Below are 17,968 nucleotides of genomic sequence, written 5' to 3'. Positions count from 1 at the left end.
CGCAGGATGGCAAGGGAAATCATGCTCCATGCCGTGGGCATCGACAAGCGCTTCGGGCCCACGCACGCGGTCGACCACGTCTCCCTGGACTTCTACAAGGGAGAGGTGCACGCCCTCATAGGCGAGAACGGCTCCGGCAAGTCGACCTTCACCAACATGCTCACCGGCATCATCACCATCGGCGAGGGCACGTTCGAGCTGGACGGCCAGAAGATCGCCCCCAGGAACCAGGTCGACGCCAACCACCACGGCGCCGCCGTCATCGTCCAGGAGCAGGGCACCCTCGACGGCCTCACCGTCGCCGAAAACATGTTCCTCGGCGACGAGGACCAGTTCATCAGCGGGGGGATCAAGAACACCCGCGCCATGTACAAGAAGGCGCAGGAGCTCCTCTCGGACTACGACCTGGACTACATCAAGGCCTCGGACCCCATCGAGAACTACAACTTCGAGGACCGCAAGCTCGTCGAGATCGTGCGCTCCACCTGGTTCGCGCCCAAGGTCCTCGTCGTGGACGAGACCACCACGGCCCTCAGCCAGAACGGCCGCTACAAGCTCTTCAGCGTCATGAACAAGGTCCGCGACGACGGTCGCACCGTGATCTTCATCAGCCACGACATGGCCGAGGTCCTCTCGATGTCCGACACGATCAGCATCCTGCGCGACGGAGAGTTCATCAAGACCGTCAGCGCCAAGGACGTGACCGAGGAGGAGCTCAAGACCCTCATGGTCGGCCGCCAGATGAGCGGTCACTACTACCGCGAGGACTACGGCGAGTCGCTCGCCGCGGGCGTGGCCCTCTCCATGAGGGGTGTCAGCGTCCCCGGCCAGCTCGAGGACGTCTCGCTCGAGCTGCACAGGGGAGAGATCCTGGGCATCGGTGGCCTCTCCGAATGCGGCATGCACGAGGTGGGCAAGGCCCTCTTCGGCGCCTCATACGAGCGCACGGGCGAGGTCACGCTCTCGGACGGCACGAGCGTCGACAGCATCAACTGCGCCATCGACCACTCCATCGCCTACGCCTCGAAGGACCGCGACAACGAGTCGCTCCTCATCGCCGACACCATCCAGGACAACGTCACGCTGCCCTCGCTGCGCAAGATGGGGTTGCCCCTCTCGGCAAAGAGGCAACGCGAGTTCGCGGAGCGCTACGCCAAGGACATGTCGGTCAAGATGGTCGGCGTGAGCCAGTTCGTCTCCGCGCTCTCGGGCGGCAACAAGCAGAAGGTCGTCCTGGCGCGCTGGCTGGGCGCCGAGTCCGACATCCTCCTGCTCGACTCGCCCACCCGCGGCATCGACATCAAGGTCAAGGCCGACATCTACGCCCTCATGGACCAGATGCGCAGGGACGGCAAGGCCATCCTCGTCATCTCGGAAGAGATCATGGAGCTCATCGGCATGTGCGACCGCATCCTCGTGATGAAGGACCACAAGATCAACGGCGAACTCAAGCGCTCCCGCGACCTGAGCGAGCAAGACCTCATCTCTCTGATGGTTTAGGAGGCGAACAAGATGACTGAAACCAACGGCGTTGCCACCGTGGCAGGCGAGAGTGACGAGCAGACCAAGTCCGGACTTCTCTCCAAGATCAACGCGCGATCCATCCTGCCGCTGCTCGGCTTCCTCCTGATCTTCCTGTTCTTTGCCGTCGCCACCGGCGGAAAGCTCGTCCAGGTCAAGAACATCAGGCTCATCCTCAACTCGACCTACGTGCTCATGATTGCGGCCATCGGCGTGTTCATGATCATGTCCATGGGCTCGCTCGACTTCAGCCAGGGCTCCATGATTGGCGTCTGCTGCATCGTGGTGTGCTACCTCTCGCAGGTCAACCCGGTCCTGGCCGTCCTGGGCGGAATCGCCACAGGCGCCGCGATCGGCGCGGTCAACGCGTACTTCCACGTGCGGAGGCAGATAGCCTCGTTCATCGTCACGATCTGCACCATGTTCCTGCTCCGCGGCGTGGTGGCCTTCCTCACCACCAACTCGCCCGCACAGGGTGCCGGCTACCTGCAGGCCGACCTCAACAACCCCACGCTGCTCATGGCCATCACCATCGCCTGCCTCGTGGTCTTCTATGCCGTGTTCACCTTCACGCCGCTGGGCTCGAACCTCAAGGCCATCGGCGCGGGGCAGACGGCGGCGCGCTTCGCGGGCATCGACGTCCAGCGCACCAAGGTCCTGGTCTACGTGGCGGCAGGCTGCATCACGGGATTCGCCGCCTTCATCCTGGCCATCCGCAACGGCTCGGTCACGGCCACCGGCGGCAACATGATGGAGACCCAGATCATGCTCGCCCTCGTCCTGGGAGGCCTGCCCATCTCGGGCGGCGCCAAGGTGCGCTTCTCCAACATCGTCGTGGGCGTCCTGACCTACTGCATCCTGGACCGCGGCCTCTCGATGATGGGCTTCGAGGCGGCGCCCAAGCAGCTCATCATGGGCATCGTGTTCCTGATCTTCCTGGCGCTCTTCTCTGACCGCGAGGGCAACCAGGTCATCAAGTAGCTCTCTGGGGGAGGCCCCTCCCGGGACCTCCCCTCCCGAACGGCATCGCCGCGAAAGCGCGGCTCGCAAAAGGAGGCTCTTCATGCTGAAGATCAAGCAGTACAAGTTCTGGTTCTGCCCCTGCACCCAGGACCTCTATGGCGACGAGGTGCTCGAGCACGTCGCCCAACACGCGGCCGAGGTCGTGGCCGAGCTCAACGCCAGCGAGCTCGTCCCCTTCGAGGTCGTGCTCAAGCCCAACCTGCTCACCAGCGACGTGATCCGCGCCACCTTCAACGCGGCCAACGTGGACGACGAGTGCGCCGGCATCATCACCTGGGCGCACACCTTCTCGCCCGCGAAGTCCTACATCCTGGGCCTCCAGGACCTCCGCAAGCCGCTGTGCCAGTTCGCGACGCAGTACAACGAGGAGATCCCCTACGACACCATCGACATGGACTTCATGAACGAGAACCAGGCCGCCCACGGCGAGCGCGAGCTGGGGCACATCTTCGCCCGCATGCGCTGGAACCACAAGGTTGTCTTCGGCTTCTGGAAGGACCCCGAGGCCCAGGCCGAGCTGGGCGCCTGGCAGCGCGTCGCCGTGGGCGTCAACGAGAGCCGCAACATCCGCGTGGCCCGCTTCGCCGACACCATGCGCAACGTCGCGGTGACCGACGGCGACAAGATCGAGGCGGAGGTCAAGTTTGGCTGGACCGTCGACGCCTGGCCCGTGAACGACCTCGTGCCCTTCGTCGAGGGCGTGACGGACGCCGAGGTCAAGGCCCTGACCGACGAGTACTACGACACCTACGACCTGGTGCTGGACGGCCGCGACCCCGAGGAGTTCCGCCGTCACGTCGAGGTGCAGGCCGCGCAGGAGATCGGCATCGAGCGCTTCCTGGTCGAGCACGGCTACAACGCCTTCTCGGACCACTTCGGCGACCTGGGCGGGCTCAAGCAGCTGCCGTCCCTGGCCATCCAGCGCCTCATGCAGAAGGGCTACGGCTTCGGCCCCGAGGGCGACTGGAAGACCCCTGCCATGGTGCGCCTGATGAAGGTCATGACCGCCGGCATGGCGGGCGCCAAGGGCTCCGCGCTCATGGAGGACTACACCTACAATCTGGTCAAGGGCAAGGAGGGCATACTCGAGTCCCACATGACCGAGGTCGACCCCTCCGTGGCCGACGGCAAGGTCTCGATCCGCGCGACCCCGCTCTCGATGGGCGACCGCGAGGACCCCGCGCGCCTCATCTTCACCGCCAAGACCGGCCCCGCCATCGCCACCTCCCTCGTCGACCTGGGCAACCGCTTCCGCCTGATCATCCAGGACGTGGACTGCAAGAAGGTCGAGAAGCCCATGCCGCTGCTCCCCACCGGCACCGTCTTCTGGACCCCGCGCCCCGACCTCAAGGTGGGCACCACCGCCTGGATCTACGCCGGTGGGGCGCACCACACCGCCATGTCCTACGACCTCACGGCAGACCAGATGGTCGACTGGGCCGAGGCCATGGGCATCGAGTCCGTGGTGATCGACGAGAACACCAGGCTCCGCGACTTCCAGCGCGACCTCAAGCTGGGCGAGGTGTACTACCGCTAGGCCCTGGCGCGCCGCGGGACCCTGCCCCGCGGCGACGCGCATCTCTGGCTGACCTGGGCCGCGGCTCTCTGTGGGCTGCGGCCCTTCCCTTGGAGGAGACATGACGAAGACCACCCAACAGATCGCCGCCGAGCTCGAGGCGGGGAAGTGCACCCTGGGCATCGAGTACGGATCGACGCGCATCAAGGCCGTCCTGGACGACGCCGACGACCAGCCCATCGCCATCGGCGCCTTCGACTGGGAGAACTCCCTGGTCGACGGCTACTGGACCTACGCCCAGCGCGAGCTGGACGAGGGCATCGCCGCCGCCTACGCCGCCCTCAAGGCCGACGTGCTCGCGCGCTACGGCGTGACCCTGCGCCGCGTTGCCGGCCTGGGAGTGAGCGCCATGATGCACGGCTACCTGCCCTTCGACGCGGCGGGGGAGCTCCTCGTGCCCTTCCGCACCTGGCGCAACACCACCACGACCCGCGCGGCCCACGAACTGTCCGGGCTCTTCGGCTTCCACATCCCCGAGCGCTGGAGCGTGAGCCACCTCTACCAGGCCGTCCTGGATGGGGAGGAGCACGTCGGCCGCATCGCGAGCCTCACCACCCTGGCGGGCTACGCGCACCGCAGGCTCACGGGGGAGCACGTGCTCTCGGTGGGCGACGCCTCGGGCATGTTCCCCATCGACTCCGCCACCAGGGGCTACGACGCTGGCATGGTTGCCAAGTTCGACGAGCTCGTGTCCCAGAGGGGGGTCGCGTGGAGGGTCGAGGACCTTCTCCCCCGCGTGATGGTGGCCGGAGAGGTGGCGGGTCACCTGAGCGAGGAGGGAGCCCGCTTCCTCGACCACGACGGCGACCTCGAGGCGGGCTGCCCCGTCTGCCCGCCCGAGGGCGACGCGGGCACCGGGATGATCGCCACCAACGCGGTGGCGCCGCGCACGGGCAACGTGTCTGCCGGCACCTCGGTATTCTCGATAGTCGTGCTCGAGCACGCGCTCAAGGACCCCTCCAACCCCCTGATCGACCTGGTCTGCACCCCCATGGGAGACCCCGTTGCCATGGTCCACTGCAACAACTGCAGCTCCGACATCAACGCCTGGGTCGACCTCCTGGCCGACTTCCTGCGCGTCATGGGCCAGGAGGTGGACAAGGGGGCCATCTTCACCACCCTCTTCAACGAGGCGCTGAAGGGCGAGAGGGACGCAGGCGGCCTGGTGTCGCTGCCCTTCGTCTCGGGCGAGACGGTCATGGGTGTGCAGACGGGCTTCCCCCTCTTCCTGCGTAGGCAGAACGCGCGGCTGGACGTCGCCAACTTCATGCGCTGCCACATCATGGCGGCCTTCGGCGCGCTGGCCGCAGGCAACGAGGCCCTGCGCGAGGAGGGCGTGCGCATCGACAAGCTGTACGGGCACGGGGGCATCTTCAAGACGCCCAAGGTGGCTCAGGGCCTGCTTGCGGCGGCGCTCGAGGCGCCTGTCACCGTTATGGCGACGGCAGGGGAGGGCGGCGCCTGGGGCCAGGCCGTGGCCGCCTCGTACATGGTCAACAAGGCAGAGGGACAGTCGCTCCCGAGCTTCCTGGACGAGCGCGTCTTCGCGGGCATGGAGCAGCTGACGCTCGAGCCCGATGCGGACGACGTCGCGGGCTATAGGACCTGGCTTGCCGACTTCAGGCGTGCGAACGAGGCCGAGAAGGCTGCGGAGGCGCGACTGGCGTAGGCCACGTCTCACCACTTACCACTTTGAAGATTTGATTGACGCACGGGCGTCGGCCGCACGTTGGTCGGCGCCCGCCTCGCGTTGCCCACGATGCCCACCCACGACGTCGAACGCGTGCGTCTCTCCGCCGATGACGTCCAACGCGCGCGAGAACGTCCCCACGACGTCGAACGCGTGTGAGGGTTGCTCGACTACGTCGAACGCGTGCGAAAATTGTTCGACTACGTCCAACGCGTTTTTTCTCGTCTGCTCAACTGGGCAAACGTGAGTGCTTCGGACGCGTTTGACGTATTTCTTGCTGAGAGACGCGCGTTTGACGTCGTGGGTGCTCGAAGCCATCCGTCATGATATCGTGCGTCGTCGGCGTGAGTTATGTAGGAAATGTGAACGAATGAATTATGCAGTGGCTCTCATAAAAGAATGCATGCGAATCGTGTTTGTCGAGAAGGACGCTGACCTTTGAGGACGAAGCAAAGGACCAGTAATCTGAATACAAATTTCGCATGAACAATATTCGATAGTTTACAAATCTGAATAAAATGCAGCCTCCAAAGGGTCCAAGCTCTCTGCGGCAAACAAGCTGCGACATGGAAGGGAGCAGGGCATGGCTTTTGACTTCACGGGCAAGACCGCGATCGTCACCGGCGGCACCCGCGGCATCGGCGCCGAGATCTGCAAGGGCATCGTCGAGGGTGGCGGCCACGTCGTTGTCATCGGGCTCAACGAGCAGCGCGGCAGGGAGTTCGTGGCGTCGCTAGGGGAGGGCAACCACTACTACCGGCTCGACGTGGGCGATTCCGCGGCAGTTCGCTCGACCGTCGCGCGGATCCTGGACGAGGTCCCGGGCGTCAACATCCTGATCAATGACGCGGGCGTCATCTCGGCCAAGCCCTTCGAGCAGGTCGACGACGCGGAGTGGAAGCGCACCATCGACGTCAACCTCACGGGCACCTTCACCATGTGCAGCGCGATCTTCCCCTACTTCAAGGAGCACGGCGGCGGGCGCATCGTCAACGTCTCGTCCGTGGCCGGCAAGATCGGCGGGGGCCTGCTGGGCACCGCCGCCTACGCCTCGTCCAAGGCAGGAGTGAACGGTCTCACCAAGGCCATCGCCAAGGAGGGCGGCAAGTACGGCATCTCGTGCAACGCCGTCTGCCCCTCCTTCACCCTGACCAGCATGACCACTGCGCTCAGCGAGGACCCGGTCAAGCACGACAAGGTCATCTCGATCATCCCGCTGGGCCGTGCCGCCGAGCCTTCCGAGCCCGCGCAGATGGTGCTCTTCTTCGCGTCCGACCTCGCGAGCTTCGTCAACGGCGAGGTGGGGGACTGTGACGGCGGAATCGTGATGGACGGGTAAGCATCCGCGCACGTCACGTCGTACGACCAATTGGGGCCCGGCTCGGCCAGGGCCCCGAAGCATGCGCAGGCAAACCGAAGGGAAGCGCACATGTCCGAGGCAACAACCAAGGCGGAGAAGGGCGGCGGCTTCTTCAAGATGCTCGGCCGCATCCCCGGGGCCAACATCCTCGTGCCCCTGCTCCTCGCCTGCACCATCAACACCTTCTTCCCACAGGTCTTCGCCCTGGGGAGCTTCACCACGGCCATGACCACCGGTGGTACGGGCGCGCTCGTCGGCGCCTTCCTGGTCATGGTGGGCACCACAATCTCGTTCGAGTCGGCACCGAAGGCCGCCGTCCGTGGCGCGATCATCATCGCGACCAAGGTCGTCTTCTGCGTGGCGCTGGCGCTCATCGTGCAGTTCGCTCTGGGCGACAACCTGCTGGGACTCTCGTCCATGGTCATCCTTGCCGCCTGCTCCGGCGCGAACAACTCGCTCTACGCGGGGCTCATGGGAGACTACGGCACCGAGGTCGAGCGTGGTGCCGTCGCCGTGACCACCCTGGTGGTCGGCCCTCCCGTCACCATGATCGTGCTAGGGGCTGCCGGACAGGCGCCTTTGGGCTGGAGCCTTCTAGGTGCCGTGCTGCCCATCCTGCTGGGCATCGTGCTGGGCAACTGCTTCCCCAGCCTCAAGAAGACCCTCTCGGCCGGCCTTCCCGGCATCATCATCCTGACCTTCTTCGCGATGGGCTCCACGATGACCCTGAGCCAGATCGTGCAGGCGGGACTTCCCGGCATCCTGCTGGGCGTAATCTGCTCCGTGGGCGGCGCGCTCGTGACCGTCGCCGCCGACCGTGCGACGGGCGGTACCGGCGTGGCTGGCGCGGCAATCTCGAGCTGCGCGGGTGCCAACGTGGCCACCCCGGCGGCCATGGCCTCCGTCAGCGCCGAGCGCTTCGGCGGGGCCGTGCTGGCCACGGCGACGGCGCAGGTGGCGGCAGCCGCCATCGTGACGGCCATCCTGACACCGCTCATCACGGCTTACGTGTACAAGCGCTACCACGTGGAGGACGCAGCGGAGCAGCAGCCCGCGACGGCGTAGGCGGGCGACTCTCGCCTGGCGCCACGTGCGCTTTGTCTCGCGATGGCGTCCAACGCGTGCAGCCTGCAGTCGAGTACGTCCGATGCGTCCAAATGCCCGCCGAGTACGTCCGATGCGCTCGAATGCCCGCCGAGTACGTCCGATGCGTCCGAATGCCCGCCGAGTACGTCCGATGCGTCCGAATGCCCGCCGAGTACGTCCGATGCGTCCGAATGCCCGCCGAGTACGTCCAACGCGTCTGAGAGCCTCACGTTTGCCCAGTTGGCGGTGAGCTCAAAGACGCGTTGGACGTTTTCGCGTTTGTATCGCACGCGTTGGACGCTTTCGAGCGCGAGGCGGACGCGTCGGACGCGCTCGTGCACGGGCGGAGCACGGCATGCGCACGGGTGGCGCATGCGATGAGGGAGCTTGCGGCGCTGGCGGCCCTAGCGTTCGGCGTGCCCGAAGGCGAAGACCGTGCGCGAGACGAAGGGGTGTCCCGGCGCGTAGACCGGCTGGGGGAAGTTCTTGTGGTGGATGGCGTCGGGGAAGAACTGGGTCTCGAGGGCGACGCCGTCGAAGCGGCCATGATGCACGCCGCCCTTGCCCAGGGCGTCGAGCCCGCCTGCGGTGTAGAGCTGCAGGCCCGGGGCATCGGTCCAGACGTCCATCCAGATTCCGCTCTGGTCACCCGTGAGGCGGGCGACCCTCTCCACCCTCTCGTCGTTCTTCAGGACGAAGTTGGTGTCATAGCCTCCGGGAACGAGCCATATGTCGCGACCCAGCACCTTCGTGCTGCGGAAGTCGTACGGGGTGCCCGTGACGTCGGCGAGCTCTCCGGTGGGGATGAGTCGGGCGTCGGAGGGGGTGTAGCGGTCGCAGTCGAGCCAGAGCTCGTGCGAGAGGATGGAGCCCGCGGCATGTCCGTTGAGGTTCCAATAGGCGTGGCAGGTCAGGTTGACGATGGTGGTGGCGGAGGGCATGGCCTCGAAGCTCAGCTCGAGACGGCCGTCCTCGAAGAGGCGGTAGGTGAGAAAGACGTCGAGCGCACCGGGGAATCCCTGGTCGCCCGGCCTGCTCAGGAGGTTGAGCGTGAGCTGGCAGCTGCCGTCCCCGTTCTGGCGTGGGCCGTCGGCGAGCTTCCAGAGGCGCTCGAACCAGAGGTGCGGGCCCGAGTGCAGGCTGTTGGGGCCGTCGTTTGCCGCGAGGTGGTAGGTCGTGCCGGCCAGCTCGAAGCTCGCGCCGGCGATGCGGTTGGCGTTTCTGCCCACGATGGCCCCGAAGTCTGCGCCGTTGTGCAGGTAGCCGGGCGCGCCGTCGTAACCCAGGGTCACATCGACGAAGCTGCCCCTCCCGTCGGGGACGACGACCGCCTGCAGGCAGGCGCCGAGGTCCGTGACGCAGGCGCGCATGCCCGAGGAGTTCTGGAGCTCGAAGAGGTGGACCTCGCGCCCATCCTCGCAGCGACCGAAAGGCCTGGTGGCAACTGGCATAGGAACCCCTCTCCCCAAGACGCGAGTCCGCCCGCGTGACGGACCGCTGCCACGTACGCTAGCGCGACCGGGAGGGTTGCCGCACGTGGTGGGCGGGGTTTTCGGTGGGGCAGCGCGAGGCGTCGGCGGGACGGCACGAGCCACCGGCGGGAGCCAGCCCTGCGCCCTGTATGGGCGTCTCACATGAGCACTAAACGCTCCTTCTCATGTTTAGCAAAATTTAGCCAGCAGCAATCGGCCAACGGTCAAAATGAGGGGACGATTATCCATTCGTAGGCTAAAATGGGCAAAGTCATATTGGTGTTTTTTGTGTTTTGGCAGTGTTTATGCGCAAGCGCGTCACCTGGACGTTCGAATGAAGGGAAGTCCGCATGGCAGAAGATTTGGGTACCCCCTGGAAGAAGCTCGACGCCCCCGTCGCTGAGGAGGAGGTGGCCTGGGTCGACAAGTACTGGCGCGCCGCCAACTTCATGTCCGTCGGCCAGATCTACCTGCGCAGCAACCCCCTCATGCGCGACGACTTCGTGGACGAGAAGAGCGGCCAGCCCCGCGACTTCGGCCGTGCCGACGTCAAGCATCGCCTCGTGGGCCACTGGGGAACCACTCCGGGCCTCAACTTCCTGATGGGCCACGTCAACCGCTTCATCCACGACCACGGCCAGAACGTCGTGTTCTTCATGGGGCCGGGCCACGGCGGACCCGCCGGCACCTCGCAGTCCCTGCTCGACGGCACCTATCGCGAGTGCTATCCGCAGATCACGGACGACGAGGCTGGCCTGCAGCGCTTCTTCCGCCAGTTCAGCTACCCCGGTGGCATCCCCAGCCACTTCGCGCCCGAGACCCCTGGCTCCATCCACGAGGGCGGCGAGCTGGGCTACACCCTGAGCCACGCCTATGGTGCGGTCCTCAACAACCCCAGCCTCCTCGCCTTCGCCGTCGTGGGTGACGGCGAGGCCGAGACCGGTCCCCTTGCCACCTCCTGGCAGACCAACAAGCTGATCAACCCCCTCACCGACGGCATCGTCCTGCCCGTCCTGCACCTCAACGGCTACAAGATCGCCAACCCCACGATCCTCGCCCGCATCTCTGACGAGGAGCGCAACGAGTTCTTCCGCGGTATGGGCTACCACCCCTACACCTTCGTCGCCGGCTTCGACGACGAGCCGCCGATCTCGATCCACCGTCGCTTCGCCGCCCTGCTCGAGCAGGTCTTCAACGAGATCTGCGACATCAAGTGGCGCGCCCTCGCCGGCGAGACCGAGCGTCCCGCGTACCCCATGATCGTCTTCAAGACCCCCAAGGGCTGGACCTGCCCCAAGTACATCGACGGCAAGAAGACCCAGGACAGCTGGCGTGCGCACCAGGTGCCCCTGGTGTCCGCCAAGGACACGCACGAGCACTTCCGCGTGCTGCGCAGCTGGCTGCGCTCCTACAAGCCCGAGGAGCTCTGGAACGAGGACGGTAGCCTGCGTCCCGAGGTGACCGAGTTCATGCCCGAGGGCGAGCTGCGCCTGGGCGCCAACCCCAACGCCAACGGTGGCCTGGTGCGCGAGGAGCTCGAGCTCCCCGACATCCACGACTACGAGATTCCCGTGGCGGAGAAGGGCCATGGCTACGGAACCACCGAGGCCTCCCGCGTCTTCGGCGACTACACCCGTGACGTCATGAAGCTCAACCTCACCAAGTTCCGCGTCTTCGGCCCTGACGAGACCGCCTCGAACCGCCTGCAGGCCGCCTACTCGCTGACCGACAAGCAGTGGGACGCCGGCTTCAACGCCGACCCCGAGAACGACGTCCACATGAGCTCCGTGGGCTCCGTCATCGAGCAGCTCTCCGAGCACCAGTGCGAGGGCCTTCTCGAGGGCTTCCTGCTCACCGGTCGCCACGGCGTCTGGTCGAGCTACGAGAGCTTCATCCATGTCGTCGACTCCATGGTGAACCAGCACGCCAAGTGGCTCGAGGCCACCGTGCGCCACATCCCCTGGCGCGCGCCCATCGCCTCGCTCAACATCCTGCTCACCAGCCATGTCTGGCGCCAGGACCACAACGGTTTCTCTCACCAGGACCCCGGCTTCGTGGACGTCCTCCTCAACAAGAACTTCCACAACGACCACGTGGTCGAGGCCTACTATCCCGCCGACGCCAACATGCTGCTGGCCGTGGGCGAGGAGGCCTACAAGTCCACCAACAAGATCAACGCCATCTTCGCGGGCAAGCAGCCCTCGCCGACCTTCCAGACCATCGACGAGGCCAAGGCCGAGCTGGCCGAGGGCGTGGCCGAGTGGGAGTGGGCCGGCAACGTCAAGAAGGGCGAGAAGGCCGACATCGTCCTCGCCTGCTGCGGCGACGTGCCCACCCTCGAGCTCCTCGCGGCGTCCGACGCCCTGCAGGACATGGGCCTCAAGGTCAAGTTCGTCAACGTGGTCAAGTTGCTGAGCATCCAGAACGCGGGCGAGAACGACGCCGCCATCAGCGACGAGCGCTTCTCCGAGCTCTTCGGCACCGACGTGCCTGTGCTCTTCGCCTACCATGCCTACGCGCACACCATCCACGGCCTGATCTTCGACCGTCCGGGCCACGACAACTTCCACGTGCACGGCTACATGGAGGAGGGCTCTACCACCACGCCCTACGACATGCTTCGCCTCAACGAGATGGACCGCTGGGCGCTCGCGTCCCACGCGCTCGAGCTCGTGGACACCGAGAAGTACGCCGAGAAGATTGCCGAGTGGCGCGCCTTCCGCGACGAGGCCTTCCAGTTCGCCTGCGACAACGGCTACGACCACCCGCGCTTCACCGAGTGGGTCTGGCGTGACGTCGTGGGCCACCAGGACAACAGTGCCGCCGCCATGTCCTCGACCGGCGGAGACAACGACGAGTAGGCACCACAACTGAATAACCGCTGGTAGATGGGTATGGGTTAGGTCCTTGTGTCCTAACTTGTCCCCGAAGGTACCGAACGGAACCCCTGCCACGCTCCCGCGACCGTCTCGACGAACACTTCCTCGTCGGGGCGGTCGTAGTGCTTCGCGCGGACGTCCGCCGAGGTGTGGCCCATCATCTTGTCTATCTTGTCCTTGTCGACGCCCAGGCGCCAGCGCATCATCGTCTCCCAGGAGTTGCGCAGCTTGCCCATGGGGAGCCGCCTCACGCCGGCTGCGCCCAGGGCGCGGGCCCACTGGTCGGAGACGGTCGTGCGGGACGCCGGCCTGCCGTCTCCGCCGTCGTTGAGCGACGGGAGCCCCAGGGCGACCCTCTCCCGGGCAAGCTCCTCGAGCCTGAGCGACCAGGGCTCCGGAATCACGACGCTCCTCACGCTGCCCTCGGTCTTCGGCGGCGCGACCCTTCGCCCCTGGGCGAGCTGCTTGTCGATGGCGACCACGGCGAGCCGCATCCCGTGCGACTCGACCATGCGCAGGTCCGAGACGAGCGGGGCGCATGCCTCGCCAACGCGGCACCCGCCGAAGGCCATGAGGATGGCGGGGACCTCGCAGGCGGTGCCCGCCACGGCGTGGCAGACCTCCCCCAGCTCCTCGAGCGTCCACGTCGCGTCCGTGGCGCTCTTCTCCTTCCTCCGGAGCCGGTAGGCCATGCCCGCGTACTCGATGCCGCGCACGTCGTGCATGCGGGCGCACTTCGCGAGGTTCCCGCCCAGGACGTTCGAGAGCCGCGCCGTGTCGTGGGGCATCGTGAGGAGCCACTCCTGCCACTCGGACGGCAGGGCGGAGTCCATGGGGACGTCTCCCCACCTGGGGCCCACGTTGACACGCCAGAGACCCTCGTAGAGCCTGCGCGTCTGCGGCCTGAGCGAGCCCTCGCCGACGCGGCGGGAGAGCTCGGGGTGGTACCACTCCTCCCAGCACTGCCGGAAGGTGGGGCAGGGGACCTCGCCCGGCGCGTGCTCGTGGAGCGTCCTCAGCCGCGCGAGCTCGGCGTCGGCCTCGCGCCTCGTGCAGCGCATGACCTTCGAGCGCCTGACGGTCCTCCGGCCCTCGCGCTCGGGCCACCTGAGCCTGTAGCGCCCCGGGCCCAGCCTGGAGACGCTGCCCCAGCTGCTGCGCAGTCGTGCCATAATGGCATCGACCTCCTGTCCTGGACGGTCGTGGCCCCCGCACGAGTCCTCCAAGATCGCGTGCGGGGGTTTCTAGGAGTGCAAAGCCGTACCTCGTCCCCAATGGGGTGGCAATCCCTGGTCACTTTTTGCCGGCGTTGACCACATTCGCCAGAGGGTTGTCAGCGTTAGCCTGCTTGGCATGCCCGATGCCCATTTCGTCCAGTACTATTTCAGGAAGACCCTCTATCGGCGCCAGCACCCTAAACGCCTGCATGATGGCCGATAGGGCGAATTCACCTTCTGGCTCCGTTGATACGAGAACCAGGTATCTGACCATATCGGCGAAGCGCCTGTCGCCCCTGACGCCTGACCTCGCGCAGAAGAGCCTCCCCCCGTGAGCGCACACGTTCCTGAAGTCAGTCATGGTCGAGTATGCCATCCTGAGCTTCTTGGCACCAAGCCTGTCGGCTCCGATTGTTTCGCAGAGCAGGTGACATGCCTCATTCTGCACACCGATGCTTTGCAGATCGTAGAAGTGCGACATGTTGCCGAACGTGAGGGCGTTGGAGAGCACCCACAACGGCACTCCGCCGTGTTCCCTCCTGTAGTGCTCTATGTAAGGTCGGCCACCCTTCCCGTCCCTCAGCGACTGCATGGTCGACAGGAGCCTGATGAGGTTCTTCGTGTAGTTCGTGCCCTTGTAGTCCCTTTTGGAGCAGTAGCATGCAGGGTCGAGATAGTCCTCGATGCCCCTGTGACGCTCGCAGAATGCGTGGACGGTTACGGTCTTCAGGGCCTTCTCGGCATTGAGGAGGCAGTGCGTCATCGAGAACCTGAGCATCGTGTCAAAACGGTAGAGGGTCGCTATGTCCTCCAGCCTCGTTCCCCTTCGGTACACCTCGACATCCTGGTTGCATCTGTCCTTGTCGAGGAAGAACTCCTTGTATCCGTTTATCACGGAGTAATAGTTGTTCCTGAGGAGCAGCTCTCTCGCGCCTTTGTGGTCGTCTATAACCACGCCTCTGGAGCGGAGAATCTCTATCTGCTCGTCGATTGTTTTGAAGGGCTTGTCTTGCTCTTTCAATGCGTCCTCCAAGCGGAATAGGAAGAGGGCCGCCCCCATAAAGATGGCGGCGACCCTCAACCAGTCTTGGGCTCACGTGGAGACACCAAGCCGTATCACTGCCATTACTATACCCGTCCGGCGAGGCTTGTCAAAAAATCCTTACATCCCACCGACAAGTTTGGCGACGAGCGGCACCACAACCGACGCGATCGCGCCCACGCTCTTGGCCACGGAAGCCACCTTCTCCATGCCCGCCGCAAACGCCGCCAGGTCGCCCTGGGCCGCCGCGCGCTCCATCTCGCCGATGCCGTCCTCCGCTGCGCGCTTCTGCTCATCGGTTGCATCGCTGTCCCGGATGGCCCTATAGGCATCCGAGATCGTGACGTTTGCGGAGGCCAAGGCAGACGAGCTCGCGTTTGCGCTGCCGATGACCTGCTGGGTGAACTGTGGGTTGTTGATGATCTCCACGAGCCCCTCCTTCGCTGGCACCAGGGCGCGGACATACTTCCAGCCGGCATCCGTGACCCCGTGGATGCAGTAGGCGGTGTTATCTGCCCACGTGACACCAATCATCTTCTTGCGGGACAACTCCTTGTAGGCTTCAAGAAGACCTTCATCTGCTGCATGCGAGAAAACTCTGCCAGCTGCCCTTGCGCAGGTTTCTTCCCAAGCAAGGTTGCGCAGCACCCTTTCAGTATCAGCTGACAATGACTCGACACCCGCTGCAAGGAGCGACTCTCTTACGAGTTCAAGATGTCGTCTTCCCTCAGGTAGTACCTTGCGCACGAGAACAAGGTTGCCACTCATGCTTCCATATTCGGCATCGATCATGCCCGCATCTGCCAACTGGATGAATGCTTTTGCCGCCTTGCCCGCGTAGGTCTGTAAATCGTCGCCCCTGTTCATGAACGCCAGACCAAGGGCTTCCTCTTCCTCGTCCGTCAAACCTTTCATTGGCCACCTCTCACCTGAACAAGTCGAATGGGCTGAACGTCACCTTCCTGTAGATGGCGCTTTTGACCTTCCGCTTGGGGTGCAGCCACCCCATGCCCCTCTTGCCGTAGCCGGGGACCACCGCCCTCTTGACCGCCCTCGTCGCGCGGCCCCTCGTCCTGGCCGAGAGCGACTTCCTGATGCTTGGCTTGCGCATGCCGAACTTCATGGCTTCCTCCTCGGAGCCTGCCGCCTGCGATCGTCTAGTCGCGGTACAGATCGCACTCGTTGATGACCTTCACGGGTACGCCCTTCTCCTGCAGCTCCATCGCCTTCTTCACCTTCGTGCCATAGCTCCCGAGGGAGTAGGCCTCGCTGCCGCAGCCCCCCATTACCACGTAGCTGCACTTCTTGGTGACCCCGGTCTTTACCGTGCCTCCCCGCGACTCGATGTACTCCGTGACGGCCGACTTGCTGCCGTGCTCGAAGTCACCGGTCAGGCAGAACAGCCTCCCGTCGAACTCGACGGCCTCGGCGTGACCGTCGAGCGGGTTTGCGAGCCTGTCCAGCTCGCCGACGAGCTCGTCGGACTCCAGCAGGGAGATGTCGCCGTCCTCGAGCGCCTCCTGCAGCTCGTCCATCAGCCTCGCCACCACCGGATCGCCCGCTAGGCTGTCGCGTGAGAGCATCCACGAGAGGAGCGCAGCCGCCTCGTCCACCGACACGTCGCCGTCCGACGTGACCCTTCCGACGATCTTGATCAGGTCGCGCATGTCGTTGGTCGACTGGCTGTACGTCCTTCCTGGGCGGGAGTCCGTCCCAGCGGAGCCGCGGGGACGCGGGACCCGCGAGGACGCCCCGGGTCCCCTGTACGTGTCGACGTACGGGGAGACGTCTCCCTGGGCCATCTCGCGGAGGGACCAGAACAGCCCCATGCACCCGTCGGCGTCCGCCGCCGCGTCGTGGTGCCTCCCCATCCGCACGCCCAGGGTGTCGCACAGGTGGTCCAGCTTGTAGTCGCCCTGCGGCGGCAGGATGCTCCTCGCCATCCTCTGCGTGCAGGCGTAGTCGAAGTGGTCGACGCCGATTCCGAGCGTGGCGGCTGCCTTCCAGATGACGCAGAGGTCGAAGGCGGCGTTGTGGGCGACCAGCAGCGAGCCGTCGAAGCGCGGCCAGATCACGTCGCTCCACGCCTCGGCGAAGGTCGGCGCGTCGCTCACGTCAACGGGGGAGATGCCGTGGATTCTCATGTTGACGTCGTCGAAACGGGTCTGCGGGTTGACCAGCGTGTAGGCGCGGTCCAGCTCGCGCCCCGAGAGGTCGGTGGTCACGAGGCCAATGGAGCAGATGCTGTCGTTGTGCCGGTTCGGCGTCTCGACGTCGAGGAACGTGATGCTGTCGAACATGTGCCCTCCTGTCTGCCATCCATGCCCGAATTTGGGCATGGACCTGTCCCTACTCCATCTCTTTGCTCGCCTGGAACCACACGACGCAGCCGTGGAAGCTGACCTCGTGGCCGTCCCCGTCCCTCACGACGATGTCCTCGTAGCCCTCGTCCCACGAGTCGGGCGAGAGCACGAGCGTCGACGCGCCCCGGTAGAGCCTCCTCATGACGTAGTCGGCCCCGTCGATGGAGACCACGGCTATGGAGCCGTTCGTCGGCTCGCTGTCGGGGTCGATGAGGATGTGGCAGCCCTCGGGGTAGACCCGGCTCATGCACTGGCCCTCCACCTCGAGGAAGTAGGCGCGGGGATGGCCGTCCAGCACCTCGGCTGGGACGGGCACCTCGTCGTCCAGGACGTCGGGCTCCTGGGCGTCCCCCGCGTGGACGCGCCCCAGGAGGGGCGCGTAGGCCACCTCAGACGCGACGGGGGTGAGGGCGGAGGAGGGGAAGTAACCGTGCTCCTTTGCCGCGAGCCCGTAGGAGTCGGAGAGAAGATCATCCTCCGTGATGCCGAAGTACTTGCAGATGGCACGCAAGGGCTCCTTGCGCATCTGGGCGCCGTTTCTCCAGCGGGTTATCGAGGAGGGAGCAACTCCAGCGACACGGGCAAGCGCCTCCTGGTTGATGTCGTATTTGACCAAGAGAGCATCGATGTTTTCTGGCAGCCCCATGTCGCCTCCTACGTTCCGTTTATCGAGAATCTTACACTTTGGAATTTCCTTTTTCCAAAATAGTTATTGCGTTAAACGGAATAGTCGCTATAC

General features: G+C 65.2%; 14 protein-coding genes. 7 read left to right on the top strand and 7 right to left on the bottom strand.

The annotated features are described in order from the left end of the window. Positions 1-6: 6 nt before the first annotated feature. The 6 genes from ACMPH2_RS07090 to ACMPH2_RS07065 all read left to right on the top strand — a co-directional run bounded on the left by ACMPH2_RS07090 (position 7) and on the right by ACMPH2_RS07065 (position 8,235). Positions 7-1,500 (top strand): sugar ABC transporter ATP-binding protein, encoded by a 1,494-nt coding sequence (locus ACMPH2_RS07090; protein WP_417119045.1) that lies wholly within the window; start codon positions 7-9, stop codon positions 1,498-1,500. A 12-nt stretch (positions 1,501-1,512) separates the two neighbouring features. Beyond that, positions 1,513-2,502, top strand: a complete 990-nt coding sequence (locus ACMPH2_RS07085; RefSeq protein ID WP_009278616.1) for an ABC transporter permease — start codon at positions 1,513-1,515, stop codon at positions 2,500-2,502. An 82-nt stretch (positions 2,503-2,584) separates the two neighbouring features. Next, on the top strand, positions 2,585-4,081 hold the full coding sequence (gene araA, locus ACMPH2_RS07080) for an L-arabinose isomerase (protein WP_417119044.1): 1,497 nt from the start codon (positions 2,585-2,587) through the stop codon (positions 4,079-4,081). Positions 4,082-4,181: 100 nt separating this feature from the next. Continuing rightward, positions 4,182-5,789: a xylulokinase gene (locus tag ACMPH2_RS07075; protein ID WP_417119043.1), complete on the top strand. Its 1,608-nt coding sequence runs from the start codon at positions 4,182-4,184 to the stop codon at positions 5,787-5,789. A 604-nt stretch (positions 5,790-6,393) separates the two neighbouring features. Next, complete coding sequence (locus tag ACMPH2_RS07070) at positions 6,394-7,149, top strand: SDR family NAD(P)-dependent oxidoreductase (RefSeq protein WP_417119042.1); 756 nt, start codon at positions 6,394-6,396, stop codon at positions 7,147-7,149. Between the two features lie 90 nt (positions 7,150-7,239). Next, positions 7,240-8,235: a 2-keto-3-deoxygluconate permease gene (locus ACMPH2_RS07065; protein WP_062531771.1), complete on the top strand. Its 996-nt coding sequence runs from the start codon at positions 7,240-7,242 to the stop codon at positions 8,233-8,235. A gap of 425 nt (positions 8,236-8,660) precedes the next feature. Here the strand turns inward: ACMPH2_RS07065 and ACMPH2_RS07060 are convergent, their stop codons facing one another. Beyond that, a complete protein-coding gene (locus ACMPH2_RS07060; RefSeq protein WP_314639362.1) occupies positions 8,661-9,707 on the bottom strand; it encodes an aldose epimerase family protein in 1,047 nt (348 codons plus the stop codon). Positions 9,708-10,078: 371 nt separating this feature from the next. Between ACMPH2_RS07060 and ACMPH2_RS07055 the strand changes: the two genes are divergently transcribed. Then, positions 10,079-12,589 carry a phosphoketolase family protein gene (locus tag ACMPH2_RS07055; protein ID WP_417119041.1) on the top strand — a complete coding sequence of 837 codons (2,511 nt, stop codon included), beginning with the start codon at positions 10,079-10,081 and terminating at the stop codon, positions 12,587-12,589. A 53-nt stretch (positions 12,590-12,642) separates the two neighbouring features. Here ACMPH2_RS07055 and ACMPH2_RS07050 read toward each other — a convergent pair whose 3' ends face one another. The 6 genes from ACMPH2_RS07050 to ACMPH2_RS07025 form a co-directional block, all read right to left on the bottom strand. Next, on the bottom strand, positions 12,643-13,779 hold the full coding sequence (locus tag ACMPH2_RS07050) for a hypothetical protein (RefSeq protein ID WP_417119040.1): 1,137 nt from the start codon (positions 13,777-13,779) through the stop codon (positions 12,643-12,645). A 121-nt stretch (positions 13,780-13,900) separates the two neighbouring features. Then, positions 13,901-14,845 (bottom strand): Abi family protein, encoded by a 945-nt coding sequence (locus tag ACMPH2_RS07045; protein ID WP_417119039.1) that lies wholly within the window; start codon positions 14,843-14,845, stop codon positions 13,901-13,903. Between the two features lie 141 nt (positions 14,846-14,986). Continuing rightward, a complete protein-coding gene (locus ACMPH2_RS07040) occupies positions 14,987-15,781 on the bottom strand; it encodes a hypothetical protein (RefSeq protein WP_417119038.1) in 795 nt (264 codons plus the stop codon). 10 nt (positions 15,782-15,791) lie between these two features. Further along, positions 15,792-15,989, bottom strand: a complete 198-nt coding sequence (locus ACMPH2_RS07035) for a hypothetical protein (protein ID WP_417119037.1) — start codon at positions 15,987-15,989, stop codon at positions 15,792-15,794. A gap of 34 nt (positions 15,990-16,023) precedes the next feature. Continuing rightward, a complete protein-coding gene (locus ACMPH2_RS07030) occupies positions 16,024-17,166 on the bottom strand; it encodes an exonuclease domain-containing protein (RefSeq protein WP_417119036.1) in 1,143 nt (380 codons plus the stop codon). 49 nt (positions 17,167-17,215) lie between these two features. Continuing rightward, positions 17,216-17,875, bottom strand: coding sequence for a LexA family protein (locus tag ACMPH2_RS07025; RefSeq protein ID WP_417119035.1), 660 nt, complete (start codon positions 17,873-17,875; stop codon positions 17,216-17,218). Positions 17,876-17,968: the final 93 nt, after the last annotated feature.

Source organism: Olsenella phocaeensis, from assembly GCF_048189965.1.
Classification (GTDB): Bacteria; Actinomycetota; Coriobacteriia; order Coriobacteriales; family Atopobiaceae; genus Olsenella_I; species Olsenella_I phocaeensis.
Note: the sequence above shows the minus strand (reverse complement) of the source record. Positions and strands in the feature narration are given on the sequence as shown.

Excerpts from the sequence above, each read along its gene's own strand:
- ACMPH2_RS07050 (WP_417119040.1), bottom strand. The coding sequence starts at position 13,779 with ATGGCACGACTGCGCAGCAGCTGGGGCAGCGTCTCCAGGCTGGGCCCG.
- ACMPH2_RS07060 (WP_314639362.1), bottom strand. The coding sequence starts at position 9,707 with ATGCCAGTTGCCACCAGGCCTTTCGGTCGCTGCGAGGATGGGCGCGAG.
- ACMPH2_RS07025 (WP_417119035.1), bottom strand. The coding sequence starts at position 17,875 with ATGGGGCTGCCAGAAAACATCGATGCTCTCTTGGTCAAATACGACATC.
- ACMPH2_RS07070 (WP_417119042.1), top strand. The coding sequence starts at position 6,394 with ATGGCTTTTGACTTCACGGGCAAGACCGCGATCGTCACCGGCGGCACC.
- ACMPH2_RS07085 (WP_009278616.1), top strand. The coding sequence starts at position 1,513 with ATGACTGAAACCAACGGCGTTGCCACCGTGGCAGGCGAGAGTGACGAG.
- araA (WP_417119044.1), top strand. The coding sequence starts at position 2,585 with ATGCTGAAGATCAAGCAGTACAAGTTCTGGTTCTGCCCCTGCACCCAG.
- ACMPH2_RS07035 (WP_417119037.1), bottom strand. The coding sequence starts at position 15,989 with ATGAAGTTCGGCATGCGCAAGCCAAGCATCAGGAAGTCGCTCTCGGCC.
- ACMPH2_RS07040 (WP_417119038.1), bottom strand. The coding sequence starts at position 15,781 with ATGAAAGGTTTGACGGACGAGGAAGAGGAAGCCCTTGGTCTGGCGTTC.
- ACMPH2_RS07090 (WP_417119045.1), top strand. The coding sequence starts at position 7 with ATGGCAAGGGAAATCATGCTCCATGCCGTGGGCATCGACAAGCGCTTC.
- ACMPH2_RS07030 (WP_417119036.1), bottom strand. The coding sequence starts at position 17,166 with ATGTTCGACAGCATCACGTTCCTCGACGTCGAGACGCCGAACCGGCAC.
- ACMPH2_RS07065 (WP_062531771.1), top strand. The coding sequence starts at position 7,240 with ATGTCCGAGGCAACAACCAAGGCGGAGAAGGGCGGCGGCTTCTTCAAG.
- ACMPH2_RS07075 (WP_417119043.1), top strand. The coding sequence starts at position 4,182 with ATGACGAAGACCACCCAACAGATCGCCGCCGAGCTCGAGGCGGGGAAG.
- ACMPH2_RS07055 (WP_417119041.1), top strand. The coding sequence starts at position 10,079 with ATGGCAGAAGATTTGGGTACCCCCTGGAAGAAGCTCGACGCCCCCGTC.